The organism is Rhodococcus sp. BH5, assembly GCF_027583855.1.
In the GTDB taxonomy this organism is placed as follows: Bacteria; Actinomycetota; Actinomycetes; order Mycobacteriales; family Mycobacteriaceae; genus Rhodococcus_F; species Rhodococcus_F qingshengii.
In genome coordinates this window covers 250,850-269,563 of sequence record NZ_JAJHVW010000007.1, presented here as the reverse complement: position 1 = coordinate 269,563, position 18,714 = coordinate 250,850, and the positions used below count along the sequence as shown (strand labels likewise).

At 62.7% G+C, this 18,714-nt stretch carries 20 protein-coding genes; 10 read left to right on the top strand and 10 right to left on the bottom strand.

From position 1 onward, the window contains the following. The first annotated feature begins 1 nt into the window (after window position 1). Window positions 2–1,102, top strand: coding sequence for a CaiB/BaiF CoA transferase family protein (locus tag RhoBH5_RS19730; protein ID WP_042924245.1), 1,101 nt, complete (start codon window positions 2–4; stop codon window positions 1,100–1,102). 60 nt (window positions 1,103–1,162) lie between these two features. Here the strand turns inward: RhoBH5_RS19730 and RhoBH5_RS19725 are convergent, their stop codons facing one another. Then, window positions 1,163–2,266, bottom strand: a complete 1,104-nt coding sequence (locus RhoBH5_RS19725; RefSeq protein WP_073513519.1) for a class I SAM-dependent methyltransferase — start codon at window positions 2,264–2,266, stop codon at window positions 1,163–1,165. A gap of 47 nt (window positions 2,267–2,313) precedes the next feature. Continuing rightward, entirely contained in the window at window positions 2,314–3,789 is a 1,476-nt protein-coding gene (gene yczR, locus RhoBH5_RS19720) for a MocR-like transcription factor YczR (protein ID WP_019749471.1), read from the bottom strand. Between the two features lie 61 nt (window positions 3,790–3,850). On the opposite strand from yczR, the gene RhoBH5_RS19715 reads away from it, so the two are divergent. Continuing rightward, window positions 3,851–4,081: a hypothetical protein gene (locus RhoBH5_RS19715; protein WP_003944349.1), complete on the top strand. Its 231-nt coding sequence runs from the start codon at window positions 3,851–3,853 to the stop codon at window positions 4,079–4,081. A gap of 45 nt (window positions 4,082–4,126) precedes the next feature. Beyond that, a complete protein-coding gene (locus tag RhoBH5_RS19710; RefSeq protein WP_073513520.1) occupies window positions 4,127–4,597 on the top strand; it encodes a 5' nucleotidase, NT5C type in 471 nt (156 codons plus the stop codon). A 52-nt stretch (window positions 4,598–4,649) separates the two neighbouring features. Here the strand turns inward: RhoBH5_RS19710 and RhoBH5_RS19705 are convergent, their stop codons facing one another. After that, a complete protein-coding gene (locus RhoBH5_RS19705) occupies window positions 4,650–5,939 on the bottom strand; it encodes an adenylosuccinate synthase (RefSeq protein WP_003944351.1) in 1,290 nt (429 codons plus the stop codon). 283 nt (window positions 5,940–6,222) lie between these two features. Here RhoBH5_RS19705 and RhoBH5_RS19700 point away from each other — a divergent pair, with 283 nt between their 5' ends. The 3 genes from RhoBH5_RS19700 (at window position 6,223) to RhoBH5_RS19690 (ending at window position 8,223) form a co-directional block, all read left to right on the top strand. Further along, window positions 6,223–6,897, top strand: coding sequence for a hypothetical protein (locus RhoBH5_RS19700; protein WP_080961056.1), 675 nt, complete (start codon window positions 6,223–6,225; stop codon window positions 6,895–6,897). Further along, window positions 6,894–7,664 (top strand): site-2 protease family protein, encoded by a 771-nt coding sequence (locus RhoBH5_RS19695; RefSeq protein WP_003944319.1) that lies wholly within the window; start codon window positions 6,894–6,896, stop codon window positions 7,662–7,664. Before RhoBH5_RS19700 ends, RhoBH5_RS19695 begins: the two co-directional genes overlap by 4 nt. A 70-nt stretch (window positions 7,665–7,734) precedes the next feature. Beyond that, entirely contained in the window at window positions 7,735–8,223 is a 489-nt protein-coding gene (locus tag RhoBH5_RS19690; RefSeq protein ID WP_007726792.1) for a GNAT family N-acetyltransferase, read from the top strand. 100 nt (window positions 8,224–8,323) lie between these two features. Here RhoBH5_RS19690 and RhoBH5_RS19685 read toward each other — a convergent pair whose 3' ends face one another. Both RhoBH5_RS19685 and RhoBH5_RS19680 read right to left on the bottom strand, forming a co-directional pair. Beyond that, the gene (locus tag RhoBH5_RS19685; protein WP_193595525.1) at window positions 8,324–9,562 is read right to left on the bottom strand and encodes an HNH endonuclease signature motif containing protein; all 1,239 of its coding nucleotides are present in this window, start codon (window positions 9,560–9,562) and stop codon (window positions 8,324–8,326) included. 92 nt (window positions 9,563–9,654) lie between these two features. After that, a complete protein-coding gene (locus RhoBH5_RS19680) occupies window positions 9,655–10,152 on the bottom strand; it encodes a winged helix-turn-helix transcriptional regulator (RefSeq protein ID WP_270008704.1) in 498 nt (165 codons plus the stop codon). A gap of 58 nt (window positions 10,153–10,210) precedes the next feature. On the opposite strand from RhoBH5_RS19680, the gene RhoBH5_RS19675 reads away from it, so the two are divergent. Both RhoBH5_RS19675 and RhoBH5_RS19670 read left to right on the top strand, forming a co-directional pair. Next, a complete protein-coding gene (locus RhoBH5_RS19675) occupies window positions 10,211–11,626 on the top strand; it encodes an MFS transporter (RefSeq protein WP_270008703.1) in 1,416 nt (471 codons plus the stop codon). Then, on the top strand, window positions 11,623–12,792 hold the full coding sequence (locus RhoBH5_RS19670) for a thiolase family protein (protein WP_270008702.1): 1,170 nt from the start codon (window positions 11,623–11,625) through the stop codon (window positions 12,790–12,792). The genes RhoBH5_RS19675 and RhoBH5_RS19670 overlap by 4 nt, the downstream gene beginning before the upstream one ends. A gap of 28 nt (window positions 12,793–12,820) precedes the next feature. Here the strand turns inward: RhoBH5_RS19670 and RhoBH5_RS19665 are convergent, their stop codons facing one another. After that, window positions 12,821–13,477: a class I SAM-dependent methyltransferase gene (locus tag RhoBH5_RS19665; protein WP_042924200.1), complete on the bottom strand. Its 657-nt coding sequence runs from the start codon at window positions 13,475–13,477 to the stop codon at window positions 12,821–12,823. Window positions 13,478–13,717: 240 nt separating this feature from the next. Between RhoBH5_RS19665 and RhoBH5_RS19660 the strand changes: the two genes are divergently transcribed. Further along, the gene (locus tag RhoBH5_RS19660; protein ID WP_030535980.1) at window positions 13,718–14,659 is read left to right on the top strand and encodes a DUF808 domain-containing protein; all 942 of its coding nucleotides are present in this window, start codon (window positions 13,718–13,720) and stop codon (window positions 14,657–14,659) included. Here RhoBH5_RS19660 and RhoBH5_RS19655 read toward each other — a convergent pair. Then, a complete protein-coding gene (locus RhoBH5_RS19655) occupies window positions 14,656–15,609 on the bottom strand; it encodes a helix-turn-helix transcriptional regulator (protein WP_270008701.1) in 954 nt (317 codons plus the stop codon). The genes RhoBH5_RS19660 and RhoBH5_RS19655 overlap by 4 nt on opposite strands. Window positions 15,610–15,673: 64 nt before the next feature. On the opposite strand from RhoBH5_RS19655, the gene RhoBH5_RS19650 reads away from it, so the two are divergent. Continuing rightward, window positions 15,674–16,138, top strand: a complete 465-nt coding sequence (locus RhoBH5_RS19650; RefSeq protein WP_270008721.1) for a pyridoxamine 5'-phosphate oxidase family protein — start codon at window positions 15,674–15,676, stop codon at window positions 16,136–16,138. On the opposite strand, the gene RhoBH5_RS19645 is transcribed toward RhoBH5_RS19650, so the two are convergent. From RhoBH5_RS19645 to RhoBH5_RS19635, 3 genes are all read right to left on the bottom strand, one after another. Next, on the bottom strand, window positions 16,128–17,057 hold the full coding sequence (locus RhoBH5_RS19645; protein WP_007726784.1) for a cation diffusion facilitator family transporter: 930 nt from the start codon (window positions 17,055–17,057) through the stop codon (window positions 16,128–16,130). The two genes, RhoBH5_RS19650 and RhoBH5_RS19645, sit on opposite strands and share 11 nt — an antisense overlap. Window positions 17,058–17,148: 91 nt before the next feature. Further along, entirely contained in the window at window positions 17,149–18,294 is a 1,146-nt protein-coding gene (locus RhoBH5_RS19640; RefSeq protein WP_003944297.1) for an FUSC family protein, read from the bottom strand. Continuing rightward, a complete protein-coding gene (locus RhoBH5_RS19635) occupies window positions 18,281–18,697 on the bottom strand; it encodes a DUF3151 domain-containing protein (protein ID WP_042452165.1) in 417 nt (138 codons plus the stop codon). Before RhoBH5_RS19635 ends, RhoBH5_RS19640 begins: the two co-directional genes overlap by 14 nt. Between the last annotated feature and the right edge of the window lie 17 nt (window positions 18,698–18,714).

The window sequence follows — 18,714 nt, the reverse complement described above, 5'->3', positions numbered from 1 at the left end:
TGTGTCTGCAGAAGCTGTGGAGAAGAAGGGCCCGCTCGCGGGCATTCGGATCGTGGAATTCGCTGGATTGGGACCGGGCCCGCACGCCGCGACACTGTTGGCGGACATGGGCGCCGACATCGTCATCGTGCAGCGCGCAGGGCAGATTCCGCAAGACTCGAACGCAACCGACCAGATCAAGCGCGGCCGCCGCATCGTCGAGGCCAACCTGAAGGACCCGGCCGACGTCGCGAAAGTGCTCGATCTCCTGGGCCGCGCCGACGTCCTCATAGAGGGTTTCCGCCCCGGCGTCATGGAACGCATGGGACTCGGACCCGACGTGGTCTCGGAGCGCAATCCGCGCCTCGTCTACGCCCGTATGACGGGCTGGGGACAGGAAGGACCGCTCGCCAACGCCGCCGGTCACGACATCAACTACATCTCACTGACCGGTGTCCTCAACGCCATCGGACGCAAGGGTGAACGTCCCGTCCCGCCGCTCAACATGGTCGGCGATTTCGGCGGCGGTTCCATGTTCCTGATCTTCGGCATTCTGTCGGCTCTCGTCGAGCGCTCGACGTCCGGTAAGGGCCAGGTCGTCGACGCGGCAATGGTTGACGGAACCCTCGCGCTCTCCCACATGATGTGGGCATTCCGCGGTCGCGGCGTCTGGTCCGACGAGCGCGGCGTCAATCTCCTCGACACCGGCGCTCCGTTCTACGACACCTACGAGACCTCCGACGGCAAGTACATGGCCGTCGGATCCATCGAACCCCAGTTCTACGCATTGCTGCTCGAGGGCCTCGAACTCGATCCCGCGACGCTCCCTCACCAGATGGACACGTCCAAGTGGGACGACATGAAGAAGCTCTTCACCGAAAAGTTCCTGTCCAAGACTCGCGACGAGTGGGCCAAGATCTTCCTCGGCACCGACGCCTGCGTCTCCCCTGTCCTGACTTTCGCCGAGGCTCCGTCCAACGAACACATCGCGGCTCGCGGTTCGCTCATCGAACTGGACGGCGTCACCCAGCATGCTCCCGCACCGCGCTTCTCGCGTACGCCCACCACGACGCCTGCTGCGCCGGCGCGTGAGGCGACGGATATCGATACGGTCTGGACCTAGGGCCTTCGGCCCCTGTGCGCCTTTTTGGTAGTTACTGCAACCAAAAAGGCGCACGGGGCGTCAGCCCAACCTGTAGAACCTGAACATCTCGTGCTCGATCGGCAGCACGTCCACCCGCTCGAAACCTGCCGCCTTGGCATAGCTTTCGAGTGTCGAGTGCCTCATCACCGTCCCGGTGGCAATGCTTCCCGGATGCGAAAGACTGTCCGGTAAGCAGCAGGTCAGCGAAAATCCGTACAGCAATTGCTCGATCGGACCCGCCTCGGCATCGAACTCATCCGCCGTTCGTTCGTCCATCACGATCACCGGAGCGCCCGGCTGGGCAATCGCCCGAGCCGTGGAAAGAAAACCCACCGGATCCGGAACGTCGTGAAGGCACTCGAAAGCGAAGACGGCGTCGTAGGTCCCGGCATCGGCTCGCCCGGCCTCAGGAGCCTGTCCGGCGACGTCGACCAACGAGAAATGCACGCGGTCGTCCACCCCCCGATCATGAGCGTTACGACGGGCAGCGTTCACCGACGCCGCGTCGACGTCGAAGCCGTGCACTTCGATCTTCGGGTATCCGAGGGCGAGCGCGATCGACGACCAGCCCTCCCCCATCCCGAGATCAGCGACCTGCCCGCCGTCCGAAAGTGTGGCGTGCAGGTCGGTGACTACCGGCAGAAACTGCTGACAGAGCTGATGGAGATACATCGGCCGATTCAGTAGCGCCTGACCCTCGCGAGCATCGGGGCCCATCGATTCCCACGTGACTCCCCCACCGTGACGATAAGCGTCGAGTAGACGTGGCATCGACGACGTCGTCGCGACGAACAGCCTGGCCAGCGGCGCCAGGAAAAGAAGGTTCTCGTCGTCGACCAGAACATCGGCGTGGGCCTGCGGCAGGCTGTACCGGCGATCGGCATCCGAATTGACGTCCACATAACCGGCGACGGCCTGCTGCTCGAGCCACTCCCGCGCATATCTTTCGACGGTCCCTGTCCGGTCCGCCAGCTCCGTCGACGTGAGCGGGCCGTGATCGCTCAGCGCGCGGTACCAGCCCAACCGGTCGCCCAGATACACGGCCTGCAGCTCCGATGCCCCGAGCGTGGCCGCGAACAATCGTTCTGCGAGCGCTTCCGCCGCACTGGTTCCCGCTGCGCCTGTACCGTCTACCGCCGTCATGCCCTACCTCCTGGTTTCACACCACTTTCAGGGTGTGTACCCAGTTCTCAGACGACGACCATTCGTTGGTCTGCCGTGTCGCGATCCGTCGCGAGAGTGTCGTACGCAGCGGCGATGGACGCAACGCCGCGAATGAGGTCCTCGGGAGAACGTGCGTACGGCACGCGGATGAATCGTTCGAACGCACCTTCTACGCCGAAACGGGGGCCGGCGGCAAGGAGTACGCCGAAGTTGGGTGCCACCGCCGCCAACGCCGTCGAGACGGGCGCGGACATTCGCATCCAGACCGACATTCCGCCGGAACCGATGGTGGGACGCCAGTCCGGCAGATGCTCGGCCACCGCACCGAGGAGTACCGCACGCTGTTCTCGCAGAACTTCGCGACGCTGTTCGAGCAACGAGCGGTCGTCGGCGAGCAAGTAGGCGGCTGCCAACTGATCCATGACGGGAGTACCGAGGTCGACCGCGGCACGCGCCCCCACCAACTGGGTGATGAGCGCGGCATCGGCGCGAATCCAACCGACACGTAGCCCGCCCCACAGCGACTTCGCGGTCGAACCGAGCGTCACCACTTCGGTTTTCGCTGCGCCTCGCCCATGTGAGGCGACCGGCGCCGGCGGTGGTGCGTCGAGCCACAGATCCACCATCGTCTCGTCGACGACCAGAGTCATTCGCGTTTCGTGCGCAATCTTCGCAAGCTCGGCGCGGCCGGAAGAGTCCATGCAGAGGCCGGTCGGGTTGTGAAAGTCGGGGATCAGGTATGCCATTCTGGCAGCGGTTTGCCTTGCTGCACTACGAATCCCGTCGAGATCCCAGGCTCCGGCTGCCGCGAACTCCGGTCGGACCGGAACCGGTACGGGCCGAGCGCCGTTTCGCCGAATCGCTTCCAGCGCATTGGGGTACGTCGGATGATCGACCAGCACTCGCTCGCCGGGTGAGGTGAGCACCGACAGCAACAATCGAAGCGCGTGCTGCGCACCCGAGGTCACCATGATCTGTTCGGCGGTGGTGGGAAGACCCCGCGCCGTGTAGCGCTGCGCGATCACGTCACGCAAGTCGGCGATCCCGACCGGTTCCATCCCGTGTGTGGGAAGGAAGTTCGGAAGTTCCTGCAGCGCAGACGCATACGCCAGTTCGACCTGAGCGGCGGGAGCTGCCATCGCCGCGTAACTGAGGTCGACGACGGGTCCACTCGGCCCGGGTTGATGGGAGCGGAACATCAACCCGTTCGGCCGCGCGCCGGCAGGCAATGCCACGGTGCTTCGCGAACCCTGCCTGCTGATCAGGTACCCCTCGTCGCGCAGCACCGAGTACGACGACGTGATCGTGGTCCGACTGAGTTCGAGTACCGCCGCAAGTTCACGCTCACTCGGCAGTGCGACCCCCAGCGGAACGCGACCGTCGTGCACAAGCAGGCGGATACCGTCGGCGAGCGCACGGTACGCGGGCCTGCGTCCGGACTCTTCCTGCCAGGATCCCAGATCGCGCGCAAGCGAACGGGCACCGAGAACTCGAGTCATCATGCAGTCCAGTATCGACAACTTGGCTATGTAACTCAATACCAGTCGAGTTGATCATATGTCCATGACTACCTTCGCAACCCTGATCGGCATCGGACTCTTCGTGGCACTCGTCTACTTCTTCGCGCCCGCCGAAGGTGAAGGTACATACATTCGGTTGGAGCAGTTTCGCCTGGCAGCACCCCTCGGCGGCATCTTCCACGACAAGACTTCAGACCGCGAGAACGACGCTGTCAGACCCCCGTGCGATTGTGATCAGGGGGAAGAATTCACTGATCTCAGTCCAGTTGCGTAAAACTGGACTCTTTTCGCACTCAGAAAGTCTCCAGAAAGGGTTCCTATGCCGGCTTCCAAAAAAATTCTCTATATCGATCTCGACAACACATTGGTCAACTTCCAGTCGGGCATCGATCGCCTGACCGACAGCGTCCGAGAGAAGTACAAGAACGACCTCGACGAAGCGCCGCACATCTTCTCTCGCATGGATCCTCTCGACGGCGCTATCGACGCCTACCACCAACTGGCACAGCAGTTCGACACCTACATCCTCTCGACAGCGCCGTGGAAGAACGCCACAGCCTGGCACGACAAGGTTCTGTGGGTACAAGAGCACCTCGGAATGGAGGAAGGCAGCGTCGCGTACAAACGTCTGATCCTCTCGCACCACAAACACCTCAATCGGGGCGACTACCTCGTCGACGACCGCGGAGCAAACGGAGCAGATCGATTCGAGGGCGAGTGGATCAAGTTCGGCAGCACCAAGTTTCCCGACTGGATGACCGTCACCGCGCACTTGTCGAAGCTGGCTTGAAACACGAAATTCCCGCTCATGCTTGCATGAGCGGGGATTTCGAGGGAACGAACTAGCGGACGATCTCGCGCCGGACGATCGTCTCGTCGCGGCCGGGGCCGACACCGATACAGGAGATGAACGCACCCGAAAGCTCTTCGAGCCTAAGCACGTAGTTCTGCGCATTCTGCGGCAGTTCCTCGAAGGTGCGAGCCTCCGAGATGTCTTCCCACCAGCCGGGCATCTCTTCGTAGATGGGCTTGGCGTGGTGAATATCGCTCTGTGACATCGGCATTTCGTCGTGGCGGACACCGTCCACCTCGTACGCGACACAGATCGGCACAGTGTCGAGGCTGCTCAGCACGTCCAGCTTGGTGAGGAAGTAGTCGGTGATGCCGTTGACGCGCGTCGCGTAGCGCGCGATGACAGCGTCGAACCACCCCGTACGACGAGCGCGTCCGGTGGTGACACCGACCTCGCCGCCCTGCTTCGCCAGGTATGCGCCGTGATCGTCGAACAGCTCCGTCGGGAACGGACCGGAACCGACACGCGTCGTGTACGCCTTCAGGATGCCGAGCACGGTGGTGATCTTGGTGGGACCGATTCCCGAACCGACCGCCGCACCACCCGAAGTGGGGTTGGACGAGGTCACGTACGGGTACGTGCCGTGGTCGACGTCCAGCAGAGTGCCCTGCGAACCTTCGAGCAGAACGGTCTCGCCGCGCTCGAGGGCGAGGTTGAGTTCCAGGCGCGTGTCCGAGATGCGGTGCTTGAAACCCTCGGCCTGCGTCAGTACCTCTTCGACGACCTGCTGCGGGTCGAGTGCCTTGCGGTTGTAGATCTTGACCAGCACCTGGTTCTTGAATTCGAGTGCTGCTTCGACCTTCTGGGTCAGGATCTTCTCGTCAAGGACGTCCGCGGCACGGACACCGACACGGGCGATCTTGTCCTGGTAGCACGGGCCGATACCGCGGCCGGTCGTGCCGATCTTCTTCGCTCCCAGGAAGCGTTCGGTGACCTTGTCGATGGCCACGTGGTACGGCATGATCAGGTGCGCATCAGCAGAAAGCAGCAGGCGGGACGTGTCCACGCCGCGCTCTTCCAGGCCTGCCAATTCGGTCAACAACACACCCGGGTCGACGACGACACCGTTACCGATGACGTTGTTGACGGCGGGGGTGAGGATTCCGGACGGGATGAGGTGCAGTGCGAACTTGTCACCGTTCGGCAGAACCACGGTGTGTCCGGCGTTGTTACCGCCCTGGTATCGCACGACCCACTGAAGCTGCTCGCCCAGTAGATCTGTAGCTTTGCCCTTACCTTCGTCGCCCCACTGGGCGCCGATCAGGACGATTGCCGGCATGACGTTGTCTCCTACGGTCGACGTGCAGCAGTTGTCCCGCCGCATTGGTACTGCCTGGCTTCCGCGCACATGATGCAGCGCCGAACTGTTGCAGTGACCGAAGGAGCAGTCTAGCCCAGAGCACCAGACCAGACCTGACGGTCCAGAATTTGGCCGGTGACCATCACGATTGCGAGTCGACACAGAGACTCGCACTAAGATCGTCGGCAGTGATTCGGACGGCCATTTCGGGGAAGGGTGGCGAGGTCCCACTACCCGAGAAGAAGTCTTGATCGAGCTAGGAGTGGCTTTGACCCCTGTGGTGCTCAAATGTGGCGATTCGCCGGTTCCACTCCCCCTGGGTGAACTCACGTCGTTCACTGTCCCTGAACTTCCGGAGAAGCAAGACTTCGACGAGGCACTGTCCCAACTGCAGGTCGTGACGGAGCCTCGCTTGATCGTCGTGGGTAACGACGGCGCGTTTGCCGCGGCATTGACGCGGTTGATGCGATTGGAGCGACTCAACGTCGAACTCGCCTACGTCACCGAGAACAGGTCCGACGCAACCGACGCGTACAAACTCGCGACCGGTGCACGAGCTGCGCGCACGGCCTTGAAAGGCACAGTCCACACCGTGCCGCTCATTCGCGACGACGCTGGAATCGCGCTGGTAGGTGCAGCAACTGTCACGGGTCCGGCGGATGCAGACGAACTGATCGGCGAGGCCTACGTCGACGACAACAAGCTGTTCTCCGGCACAGTCCCCGGCATCCGGATAGTGCCGAGCCCCAAGCTCCCCGGGATCAAGGCATCAGTCGACCGCAAGAGCCGCTGGAGCGGGCGACGCTGGCTGGAAGGCCGAGCCATTCAACTGGGCTCGCCGGCAGCGCGACTGGTTCGCGACGGGGTGGCCAACCCACGCGATCTGAAGCGTTCGACCTTCTACCGGCACGACAAGACTTGGTTGTTGGTCAGGTGAGAACCGGAGCAGCACGGTCGGCGGTTCGGCCGAGCCCTGTCTTCCTCGGCGTCGTTGCGATCACTGTCATCGCCGGAATCGTCGCTTGGAACTCGACGTGGGGTTCCATCGCGGGCCGCGCGGGTGTTTTTGTCCTCGTGGTTGCCGGCTGGGTGGTCACGCTCTGCTTGCACGAATTCGCGCATGCCTATCTGGCGTGGCGTCATGGAGACACCGACGTCGAGGCTCGTGGCTACCTGACGCTCAACCCGCTCAAGTACAGCCATCCGATGCTCTCGATCGGTCTGCCGGTGCTGTTCATCGCATTGGGCGGCATCGGGCTTCCCGGCGGCGCCGTGTACCTGCGCACCGGGATGTTCCCGCCCAAGGTGCAGGCCCGAATATCGCTCGCCGGTCCGTTCACGAATGCCGTCGCCGCCGTGATCCTCCTCGTCGTCATACGTACGTACGGCTCATCGGCCGAGCATCTGACGTTCTGGGCCGGCCTCAGTTTCCTGGCCTTCTTGCAGGTCATGGCAACAGTTTTGAACCTGCTCCCAGTCCCGGGTCTGGACGGTTACAACGCATTGGAGCCCTACCTCGCACCCAACACACGGCACCAACTCGACCAGTTCAAGCCGTACGGACTGCTCCTGCTGGTTGCGCTCCTGTTCGTCCCACAGATCAATGTCGTCTTCTTCGACGCGATCTACTGGATCTTCGAATTGAGCGGTGTGTCCGACTACTACGCCATGCTCGGTAACGCCCTCATGCGTTTTTGGACGTGATCGAGTGCGCTGGAGGAGACTCGTGAGAGTCTGACATTTCAGACATTCATTCTTCTTCAGGGGAGCATCGATGATTGCGACGTCATTTCAGTCCGGCGGAGTGGAGTACACCCTCACGCGGGCCGAGATTCGACACGTGGAGGCACTGATCGACTTGCTCGCCGACGACCCGATCGGCAGCACCCGGGAGACGACCAACCCCGAAGCCCGAACGATCTACGAGGACGCGTTCAAGCGAATCGACGAGGATCCGGCTCAACTTCTCGTCACCGTTCTGGTCGGCGACGCGGTAATCGGCACAATGCAATTGACCTTCATTCCGGGTATGAGCCGGATGGGTGCCACGCGACTGCAGATCGAAGCTGTTCGCGTCCACGAGGACTACCGAAGTAAAGGCATCGGCAGTTCGATGATCCGATGGGCCTGCGAAGAAGGTGCCCGGCGCGGCGCGTTTCTGGCGCAGCTCACCTCGGATCAAACTCGCAAGGAAGCTCACGACTTCTACGAGCGACTCGGATTTGTGGCCTCCCATGTCGGGTTCAAGAAGTCACTGAGCTGACGCCCTGCCACAAAACTCCCAAACGCGGGGACTCCCAAACGCGAGCTCGAGCACCGGGGCGTAGAGGTGCCCCGGTGCTCACGTCTTCAGTTGTCGCGGTTCACGCCGCTGTGGGTGGGCTGTTCCCGCCGATCGGCTGTTGATACGGGTCGATCGACATCGGTGGATAGAACACCGTCTTCCGATCCGGGCCGATCTCGACACGCCACTCGGTGTGGTGCAGTGTCCGATGGTGATGGCCGCACAACAAGATCAGATTGTCGAGATCCGTTGGGCCACCATCGTTCCAGTGAACAATATGATGAGCATCGCACCACCCCGACGGCGTTCCGCACCCCGGAAACGCACACCCACCATCACGAACCGCCAACGCCCGCCTCTGCGGCACCGTCGCTGTTCTCGCTTCCTTACCGCAGTCGAGCGGAACACCATTCTCGTCCAACAAGATCCGCGTCACGGTGCAGTCGCACGCCAACATCCGCGCAGTGTCGATACTGATCGGGCCCACCCAATCCGCCCACGCAAACCCGAGTTCCTCCGTCGACGGCAGGAGGTCTTTCAAAGCCTGCAGATCCGTCATGTCTTTCGCGGACGCGGTAACGGTGATGTGCGGTTTCACCCCGCCCTCGATCGGACCCAACCCCGCTCGCTCGTACCGCCGCAGTAGTTCGCAGAACCCGTCCGCCCGTCGTAATGCCGGCGTACGCGTGTCCTTCACGCCGTCCTTCTCCGGTATCGGCGCAGACAGGCTCGACAACAACGTGATCAGACGCGCCCCGTTCACCGCATCCAGATCACCCTTCACGGTTACTCTGCCGTACAGGCCCTTCGACGCGTAGAACTCGTTCCGCTCCGAATCTTCCCCGACCGGAACGCCGTCCTCACGCTTGCCGTACTGCTTCTCGATCCGCCGGATCGCCGCCCGCACCGCATCACAATCCGCGATGTTCTTCGATGCCAACCCCAACAGGATCCCGCGGGCCTTGTCCACATCCGCTGGCGTCATGTTCTTCGGCGGATGCTGACAGAATGACGCCACCTGACGGGCTTTCAACGCATCCACGTCACCGCGATGAAACGCATCCGCCACAACAGGCTCGAGCAGAAGCAACCGCGCCAGACTGGCCAACAGGCTGCACTCACCGATCTCCAGATTCGTCGAACCATGCAACCATTGTGCGATCGCCCGAAAACCCTTCCCGCCGAGAACCTCACGGGAAAACATCTCCACGATCAGCAACACCATCCGCGACTGCAACTCGTGCCGGGCGCGCACCAGATCCAGAACCTCACCCTTGAGGCCCTCGCCATCCAGCTGCCACGCATCCCGACTGTCCATGCCCAAAGTTTAATCGAACATACTTTCGATACCCAGAGACAAACCGGACAACTTCAAGAAGACCCACACTCGAGAGCTGTTGAGATGCATCGCTATTCGCGCAACCGCCGACGCGATTCGTTGACAGAGACTCGCAACTCCCCCAAAGGCACTTCACGACCCGACTCACTGCGCACCTCGACGCGAACGCGCTCACCAGTAGCGTCGTCGGCCACCTCCAACGGTCCACCTTTTCCGCCGTGCAGATACTTGTCGCCCCACTGCATCAGCGCGAGAACCGCCGGCAGCAGGTCACGGCCCTTCTCGGTGAGCACATACTCGTGCCGCGTCCGCTTTCCAGGCTCCTTGTACGGCACACGCTCGAACAGTCCCGCCTCAGTGAGTTCTTTCAGCCTCGCCGACGCAACCGCCTCGGTGATGCCGACTCGCGACGCGAAGTCGTCGAAACGCGTTGTGCCGTAATAGGACTCTCGCAGAATGAGTATCGCGGATCGAGTGCCGACCACTTCCATGGCCCGCCCGATCGAACAGTGCGTGGCCCGCCAGGCGTCGCGATCTTCGAGCACTCCGGTCAGTCGTACAGCGTCCATGCAATTCACCATACCCCCTGGCTTGCCATAACCATAGCCAGAGTCTAGATTGCTGACTATGGAACTTCATAGCCAGCCGGTGCGGACCGGACCCCTGCTCGCGATACTGTCGGGGGCGCCGTTTGTCGCCAGCCTCGATCTTTTTGTGGTCAACGTGGCCTTCGGCGACATCGCCAAGAGCTACCCGGGTCACTCGCTCGGCGAGTTCAGTTGGATCCTCAACAGCTACGCGATCGTCTACGCCGCACTGTTGATACCCCTCGGACGCTGGGCGGACAGGGTCGGGCACAAGCGCGCCTTCATCGCCGGCCTCGCACTGTTCACCCTCGCCAGCGCCGCCTGTGCCTTCAGCCCGTCCTTGTGGGCACTGGTGGCCTTCCGTATCGTCCAGGCAGTCGGTGCCGCTGCGCTCACCCCGGCCAGTCTCGGGCTTCTGATCAATGCGCTTCCCGCCGCGAAACGTCAATCCGGCGTTCGCATCTGGGCAGCCGCCGGCGCTGCAGCAGCTGCATTCGGCCCTGTCGTGGGCGGCATCCTCGTAGAGGCCTCGTGGCGCTGGGTCTTCCTGATCAATGTTCCAGTGGGCATCGTGTTGCTCTACTTCGCAGTCCGACTCGTACCGGATACAACACACAAGGACCCCGATGCCGGTATCGACTTCGTCGGCGCTGCCCTCCTCACCGTCGGAATCGGCTCTCTCGCCCTGGCACTCGTCCAGGGTCCGGACTGGGGATGGACCGACAATCGCGTTCTGATTGCCTTCGCCGTGGCCGCCGTGACACTACTCTCGTTCTGGTGGAGCAACTCTCGTCACCGGACTCCGTTGATTGCTCCGGATCTTCTGAAGATCCGCTCGTTTGCCTGGTCCAACGTCACCGCCATCCTGTTCAGCGCAGCATTCGCCGCGGGTCTTCTCTCGAACATCCTGTGGCTCCAGGAAGCCTGGGGATACTCCGCTCTGCGAACCGGTTTCGCCGTCTCACCGGGTCCGCTTCTCGTTCCGCTGTTCGCCATCGCCGGCGGATCGCTGACGCGGAGGTACTCGGCGGGACGCGTCGCCGCACTCGGCAGCCTTCTGTGGGCAGTCGGAACCGTACTCGTTCTCGTCTCGGTTGATACGACGCCCAACTACGCGACCGGACTCCTACCAGGCTGGATCATCGCCGGGATCGGTGTCGGCCTTGCCCTGCCGACCATCCTGTCGCAGGCCACGGCGGATCTGGCACCTGCCAGATCGGCCACCGGTAGCGCAATCGTCAGCATGAGCCGACAGATCGGAACCGTTCTCGGCGTGAGCGTTCTGATCGCGGTTCTCGGCTCTGCTGTCGACTACGACACCTTCCGCCAGGCCTGGTGGGTGATCTTTGGCGTCGCGCTTGTGTCTGCCCTGGCATCACTGGGAATGACGCCTGCGACCACACCCACCCCGGTTGTCCCTGCTGAATCCGCCATCCCTGAAAGGAATTTGTCATGAGAGACGCAGTTATCGTCGAAGCCGTTCGCACTCCGATCGGCAAGGGAAAGGCGAACGGCGCCCTGCACGGCATCAACGCCGTCGACCTCCTCGCCCACAGCCTCAAGGCGGTAGTCGAACGCACTGGAATCGATGCAGCATTAATCGACGACGTCATCGGTGGAGCGGTAAGCCAAGTCGGTGAACAGAGCCAGAATGTCACTCGCACTGCCCTTCTCGCCGCAGGCTACCCTGAGTCGGTACCGGGAACCACCGTCGACCGACAGTGTGGAAGTAGCCAACAAGCAGTTCATTTTGCCGCTCAGGGCGTCATTGCCGGTGCGTACGACATCGTTGTCGCTGCCGGAGTCGAGTCGATGAGCCGAGTCCCTATGGGCTCGAGCAGCATCGGGCGCGAATCACTCGGCGTGGGTTTCGAAGAGCGCTATCCGGACGGTCTGGTACCGCAGGGCATCAGCGCCGAATTGATTGCCGCCAAGTGGGGACTGAGCCGCACCCAACTCGACGAGTTCTCGGCGTCGAGTCATCGGAAAGCCGCGCTGGCAACCGAGAGTGGGTACTTCACCAAGGAACTCGCCACGCTCCCGCAGCTGTCGGTCGACGAGGCCATCCGCCCCGGCACCACGGTCGAGACCCTGGCCGGCCTACGGACCGCCTTCGAATCCGACTACTACGCACAGCGATTCCCACAGATCGACTGGTCCATCACCGCGGGCAACAGCAGCCCGCTTTCGGACGGCAGTTCGGCGGTGATGATCACGACCAGTGAGATCGCCGCGAAACTCGGCCTCACCCCGAAGGCACGATTGCACAGCTTCGCAGTTGCCGGCGACGATCCGCTCTACATGCTCACCGCGGTCATCCCGGCTACACAGAAGGTCCTGGCCCGTGCGGGATTGACGGTCTCGGACATCGATCTGTTCGAGGTCAACGAGGCCTTTGCCCCCGTCGTCCTGTCGTGGGCAGCGGACACCGGCGTCGACCTGTCCAAGGTGAACGTCCACGGCGGCGCCATCGCGCTCGGCCACCCACTGGGCGGCAGCGGAACGCGGATCATGACCACCCTGGTCAACGCGATGGGGCAGCGCGGCGCGCGCTACGGACTCCAGACCATGTGCGAGGCAGGTGGGTTGGCAAACGCGACCATCCTGGAGCGTCTGGGCTGAGCGATCCCCGATGGACGGCATTCCGACATCAGTGACCGAGTGCCGTCCATTCGGGATCCGGCTTGCGCGCAACGACCCGAAACACGATTCCGCCCCGGCCGCTGCGCTGCACCTCGTCGATCAGGAAACCGGCGTTTTCGAGGTATTCAACCGGTTGACGGGTGAGATGATCGGCACCGAACCGAACAAAAAGCGGTTCGACGACCTTCATCAACGTACGAGCAACAACGTTCTTGCTCGGTCCGTGCTCGGCGAGGACGAATCGACCACCGGGTACCAGGACTCGAAATGCTTCGTTCGCAACTCGGTCCGGATCGGGGATCGTGCAAAAGGCGTAGGTCGAGACCAACGTGTCCACGCACTCGTCGGGAACATCGAGTGCTTGCACGTCTCCGAGTCGTAGGTCGACTTCGGTCTTCACTCCCTCGGAGACCTTGAGCCTGGCCTGATCGAGCATCGCAGTCGAGATGTCCACGCCGATGACGTAATCGACGTCGTCTCCGTAGAGAGGCAGGTTCAGTCCGGTACCCACGGCGATCTCGACCACGCGGCCATGCGCCTGGTCCACGGCCCATTTCCGGGCGTCACCGAGCACAAAGCGTTCGAAGCGTCCGATCTGTCGGTCGTAGTGCGCCGCCATTGCGTCGAAAGTCTTGGCGACCTGTGCAGTGTCTGGTTCACGCATAGTGCCCCGTTTCGATCGATCTTCTGTGCAGTCTTACACGCGAGCACCGGGTCGGGAAGACCTTTCGTGACGAAGGGCAACCGACCTCGCGAGGTCGTCCCTGACGGATGCCCCCGGTATCGTTCCAGGTGACCTGACCTCACCTACGACGATCATGGATAGAGACCTCGTGCGATCAAGTAACTGCGTCACCGGTTCGGTCCGGCCACCTTTTTCCACTGATTCCACTGGAGGTCTGTGATGGCCGGCGGACTCTTCGCCCTGCTCGACGACGTCGCAGCCCTGGCTCGTATGGCTGCCGCCTCGATCGACGACGTTGCCGCCGCAACCGGTAAGGCGACCGCCAAAGCTGCCGGCGTGGTCATCGACGACGCAGCCGTCACGCCGCAGTACGTCCGTGGGCTCGCAGCCGAACGCGAGTTGCCCATCATCAAGCGCATCGCCATCGGATCGCTGCGCAACAAGCTGCTGATCATCCTTCCGATCGCTCTGCTGCTGAGTCAGTTCCTCCCCTGGCTGCTGACGCCACTGTTGATGGTCGGCGGCTGTTACCTCAGCTACGAAGCGGTTCACAAGATCTGGGGTGCAATCTTCGGCCACGGTGACCACCACGAGGCCGCTGACGAGCATCCTCGCGACGAAGAAGCAGTGGTTTCGGGCGCCGTCCGCACCGACCTGATCCTGTCCGCCGAGATCATGGTGATCGCACTCAACACCATCGCAGGCGAAGGCTTCTGGAGCCGATTGGTGATCCTTGCCGTCGTGGCGGTCGTCATCACCGTGGTCGTCTACGGAGTCGTCGGACTGATCGTGAAGATGGACGACATCGGATTGAAGATCGCCGAGACGTCGTCTGGCTTCACCCACAAGGTCGGCCGAGGCCTCGTTCGCGGCATGCCTCACGTGATGTCAGTGCTCTCGGTGGTGGGTACCGCCGCGATGCTGTGGGTCGGTGGCCACATCCTGTTGGTCGGCATCGACGAACTGGGCTTCCACCCGCTCTACGACGCCGTTCATCACGGCGAAGAAGCAGTCAGAGACATCGCCGGAGTCGGTGGCGTGTTGGCGTGGATCGTCAACACACTTGCGTCGGCGGCACTGGGTCTGGTGGTCGGCGCCATCATCGTCGCAGCTCAACTGGGTATCACTCGCCTGCTCGCAAAGCGTTCTGCAACGGCCTAGTCACTGCGAGTGTGGCGGAGCACCATCTGCTCCGCCACAGCCCGCAGTCCTTCACGCAACGACCGTGGCTCGAGCACTTCGACGTCCGCTCCCAAACCGATCAACTGCGAGAGCGCGACAGCTTCGCTCTCGAGTTTCAGCTCGGCACTCACCCATCCGTCGTTGTCCTCTGGCCCTACTTCGACTGCAGCGGCAAGCTCGCCCACCACATCGGGGAGCCGGCGCCTGCCCTCTGGTGTCAATCGCACGCGACACTCGAAGCGAAGCAGCGACCGGTCGAACTCGGCCATCGACGCCGCCCACCACGACGGCAGGTCGAAATCCACCGGCCGAGTGAACGAATCATCTTCTACCACGGCATTTTTGATGCGCCCGACTCGAAACGACAGCGTTCGACCGTTCATCCCCGCCACCAGATACCAAATTCCGGCTTTGATGACCAGACCCAGCGGTTCGACCGTCCGCTCGCGATCGCGATAGGCGAAGCGCAGTCGACGTGAGTCCAGCACAGCGGATGTGACGATCGGAAGCGCAGAGATGTCGTCGACGCCGCCGAACCAACCCGGAACGTCCACGAGAATGCGGTCCTGCCACAACCGTGCGCTCTCGCGCAGCGGACCGGGCAGGGAGCGGAGCAGTTTGGCCCCCGCCGAACCGACGGCGTCTGATCGTCCGAGATCTGCAGCGATGGACGGCACACCCAACAGCATGAGTGCGGACGTCTCGTCGTCCGTCATGCCGGACAACTTGGACTGCCATCCGTCGAGCAGACGGATGCCACCACCGGGGCCGCTCTCGGTCCAGATCGGCACACCGGCAGCCGACAACGAGGCCACGTCGCGGTAGATCGTCCGCACTGACACACCGAACTCGTCGGCCAACTGCTCGGCGACGACGCCGCGACTCCCCTGCAAACGCAGCATGAGTTGGAGTAACCGCGCGGATCTCATGGACCGAACATTACCGAGAATCACTGACAGAAGTTGTCAGGAATAGGGGTGCACAATGACCGTCATGGTCACCTGGAAGAAGTTCTCCGAAGAAGTACCCGCTCTTGCCGACGCGGTCCAAGCACGATTCAAAGCCCACAAGCATCACGTCCTCGCAACGCTGCGCAAGGACGGTTCACCACGGGTCAGCGGCACCGAAGTCGAAATCCTCGACGGGCGTCTGGTGCTCGGTTCGATGTTCGGCGCACTCAAGGCGAAGGACCTCATCCGTGACGGGCGCTACGCCCTCCACAGCAATCCCGGCGAGCACACCATGGAGGGCGGTGACGCGAAGATCGCCGGAATCGCACGCGAGGTGACCGGCGACGAGTTCGAAGCCGTGCTCGCAAGCTACACCTACGAGGTTCCGAAGCCTCTGCACCTCTTTGTCCTCGACATCGACGAGGTGGTGCACACGACTGTCGACGACGAACACATGTATGTCGACCTCTGGAAGCCGGGCAAAGATATCACCCGCTTCACCAAGTGACGTTCTTCTCGCAGTGCTCTCCGTTGGCACACGATTCCACCTGGACGGTGGCGTGGGAAAGACCGTGACTCTCGAGGACGGTGCGCGCGGATTCCAGAACATTCGACGAATTCGCGTCACTGGTCAGGTGGACCGTGGCGACATCCATGCCGGTGGTGAGAGTCCAGACATGTAGGTCGTGGACACCCATCACGCTCGGCAGCGCCGCCAGGTCGGCCTCGACCGCTTCGACGTCGACGTCGGCCGGCGACGCCTGCGTCAGAATGCGCAGCGATGCTGCGGCCAGTTTGATCGCACGCGGCACCACCCACAGCGAGATGAGAACACCGACGACGACGTCTGCCCACGTCCAGTTGAACAGCAGGACAAGGCCACCGGCGATCAGAACGCCGACGCTACCGACGGCGTCGGCAAGCACTTCGAGGTAGGCACCACGCACGGCCAGGCTGTCCTTGGAATCGCCGCGCAGCATCAGCATCACGACGATGTTCGCGGCCAGGCCGGCGGCCGCCGTGATGATCAGGGCGCCGCCCGGGATCTCGGGTTCGTTACCGATGCGGCCGATTGCCTCGTAGAAGACCCAGGCGGCGACGGCCAGCAGCATCACCGCATTGGCCATGGCGGTCAGCACTTCGGCGCGGTGCCAACCGAAGGTCCTGGCCGCGGTGGTGCTGCCCCTCTTCGCGAGCAGCAGCGCCGTCAGTCCCATGGCCATACCCACCACGTCTGTGAGCATGTGACCGGCGTCGGCAAGCAGAGCCAACGAGTTGATCAGGATGCCGACCGTGGCCTCGAGCACGAGGAACGCAACGAGGATCGCAAGCGCGATCGCCATTTTTCTGATGCGTTGCGGTGACGGTCCTACGCCGACCGAATCTGCTGCCGAGTGGCCATGTGAATGACCGTGCCCTGCTCCCATTTGTCCTGTTCCCTCCCAAGTCCTTCTCAGAGCATATGCATACATTCGCATACATACAACGAGTTGCTCAGTGAGCGGGAAACGGCAGAGGTCAGTGATCCGGCTCGTAGGCGGGATGAGGCACGGTGGGCGGCAGAGTGGCGATCGACGAGATTCGCTTCATGCCCGCGACCTGCAACAGGTCGACGACCAGCGATCGAATCTGGGCGAACACCACCGTCGAGGACAGGCCTGCGTTCTCCACTATCGCCGGTTTCAGTTCCTTCGCCACCGAGCGCAGGACGCGCGCTGCTTCGGCCTGATCAGGCTGCTCCCCCGGCTCCGCCAGGATCATGTCCTCGAGAACTTCGACGGCTTTCGACAAGCGCTCGACCTGAGCCACCAGACGCGGATCGAGGATCTCGTCGTCCCTGACCAACGTCAACGAACGACGCGCGAGCACTCGAATGTTGCGCATCGCGTTGTCGATGGGATCGGCTGTCGCCATGAGCCTTTCGAGGCGAGGCCGACTGTTCCAGTACAGCGGGGAGATTCGGCTGATCTCCCTCCCGCCGAGAAGGTTACTGCGCAACCCGTCGATGGCACCCTGAGTTGCGCGCGCCTTCTGCAGTGCCTTCACGATCGGGTCCGGGTCATTCGCGACGAGGCCGTCTGCCACCAATTGCAGTACCTCGGAAGCGGTTCCGAGGATCGATGCGGCATCCTTGCGCGCCCGTCGTACCGGGTGGGTGGGGATGATCGCGACCACCGCGATACCCACCAGACCACCGACAAGGGCATCGATCATGCGATCGGGACCGCCGCTGCCGCCCGGCGGGATCAGCGTCGCCACCAGCACAGCCGAGTTTCCCGCCTGCATGGAGAAGATCGGCCCGCTGTTGAGAAGCACCGCGACGGACATCGCCAGCACGACAACCAAACTGATCTGCCACGGTCCGCTCCCGATACCGGAGATGATCAGATCACCGATTCCGATACCGACCGTGACTCCCGCAACCAACTCGAACGAGCGTCGTAGTCGTGCACCCAACGACAGACCGAGCGAGACCACAGCGGCAATCGGCGCGAAGAACGGCGCGTGGTGCCCGATCACCGTGGTGGCAACCCACCAAGCCAATCCGGCCGCCAAGGCACATTGAATGATCGGTAGCGCCGACGTCTGAAGCCGACGCACCGATTTGCGAGCCCGGTCCTTGATGCCGGCCCGGCTCGGACGGAAACTGCTAACCGAGGCCAAGCGCTTCGGCGGCGTTGGGATCGCAGTCTTCGAGCAGATCGAGGCAACGCGCATACTCGTCGGCTTCACCGATCGTCTTCGCGGCCTTGGCCAGGACTGCGACGCAACGCAGGAAACCACGGTTCGGTTCATGGCTGTAGGGCACGGGACCGAAACCCTTCCAACCGTTGCGACGCAGTTGGTCGAGTCCGCGGTGGTATCCGGTACGCGCGTAGGCGTAGGCCGTGATGGTTTCGCCCTTGTCCAGGGCAGCCTCGGCCAGGTAGGCCCACGCAATGGAGGCAGTGGGGTGGTCGGCCGCCACCTGGGCCGGATCAGCGTGGTTGAGCAGTGCCGATTCCGCGTCGTCGTCGCCGGGAAGCAGAGTGGGCTTGGGTCCGAGCAGGTCACCGAATTGGGTCATGCGCTCATTGTGCCCGC

What these genes read in the sequence shown, in the direction of transcription:
- RhoBH5_RS19725 (WP_073513519.1), bottom strand. Translation starts at nt 2,266, where the DNA reads ATGACGGCGGTAGACGGTACAGGCGCAGCGGGAACCAGTGCGGCGGAA.
- yczR (WP_019749471.1), bottom strand. Translation starts at nt 3,789, where the DNA reads ATGATGACTCGAGTTCTCGGTGCCCGTTCGCTTGCGCGCGATCTGGGA.
- RhoBH5_RS19715 (WP_003944349.1), top strand. Translation starts at nt 3,851, where the DNA reads ATGACTACCTTCGCAACCCTGATCGGCATCGGACTCTTCGTGGCACTC.
- RhoBH5_RS19710 (WP_073513520.1), top strand. Translation starts at nt 4,127, where the DNA reads ATGCCGGCTTCCAAAAAAATTCTCTATATCGATCTCGACAACACATTG.
- RhoBH5_RS19705 (WP_003944351.1), bottom strand. Translation starts at nt 5,939, where the DNA reads ATGCCGGCAATCGTCCTGATCGGCGCCCAGTGGGGCGACGAAGGTAAG.
- RhoBH5_RS19690 (WP_007726792.1), top strand. Translation starts at nt 7,735, where the DNA reads ATGATTGCGACGTCATTTCAGTCCGGCGGAGTGGAGTACACCCTCACG.
- RhoBH5_RS19685 (WP_193595525.1), bottom strand. Translation starts at nt 9,562, where the DNA reads ATGGACAGTCGGGATGCGTGGCAGCTGGATGGCGAGGGCCTCAAGGGT.
- RhoBH5_RS19680 (WP_270008704.1), bottom strand. Translation starts at nt 10,152, where the DNA reads ATGGACGCTGTACGACTGACCGGAGTGCTCGAAGATCGCGACGCCTGG.
- RhoBH5_RS19675 (WP_270008703.1), top strand. Translation starts at nt 10,211, where the DNA reads ATGGAACTTCATAGCCAGCCGGTGCGGACCGGACCCCTGCTCGCGATA.
- RhoBH5_RS19670 (WP_270008702.1), top strand. Translation starts at nt 11,623, where the DNA reads ATGAGAGACGCAGTTATCGTCGAAGCCGTTCGCACTCCGATCGGCAAG.
- RhoBH5_RS19665 (WP_042924200.1), bottom strand. Translation starts at nt 13,477, where the DNA reads ATGCGTGAACCAGACACTGCACAGGTCGCCAAGACTTTCGACGCAATG.
- RhoBH5_RS19660 (WP_030535980.1), top strand. Translation starts at nt 13,718, where the DNA reads ATGGCCGGCGGACTCTTCGCCCTGCTCGACGACGTCGCAGCCCTGGCT.
- RhoBH5_RS19655 (WP_270008701.1), bottom strand. Translation starts at nt 15,609, where the DNA reads ATGAGATCCGCGCGGTTACTCCAACTCATGCTGCGTTTGCAGGGGAGT.
- RhoBH5_RS19650 (WP_270008721.1), top strand. Translation starts at nt 15,674, where the DNA reads ATGGTCACCTGGAAGAAGTTCTCCGAAGAAGTACCCGCTCTTGCCGAC.
- RhoBH5_RS19645 (WP_007726784.1), bottom strand. Translation starts at nt 17,057, where the DNA reads ATGGGAGCAGGGCACGGTCATTCACATGGCCACTCGGCAGCAGATTCG.
- RhoBH5_RS19635 (WP_042452165.1), bottom strand. Translation starts at nt 18,697, where the DNA reads ATGACCCAATTCGGTGACCTGCTCGGACCCAAGCCCACTCTGCTTCCC.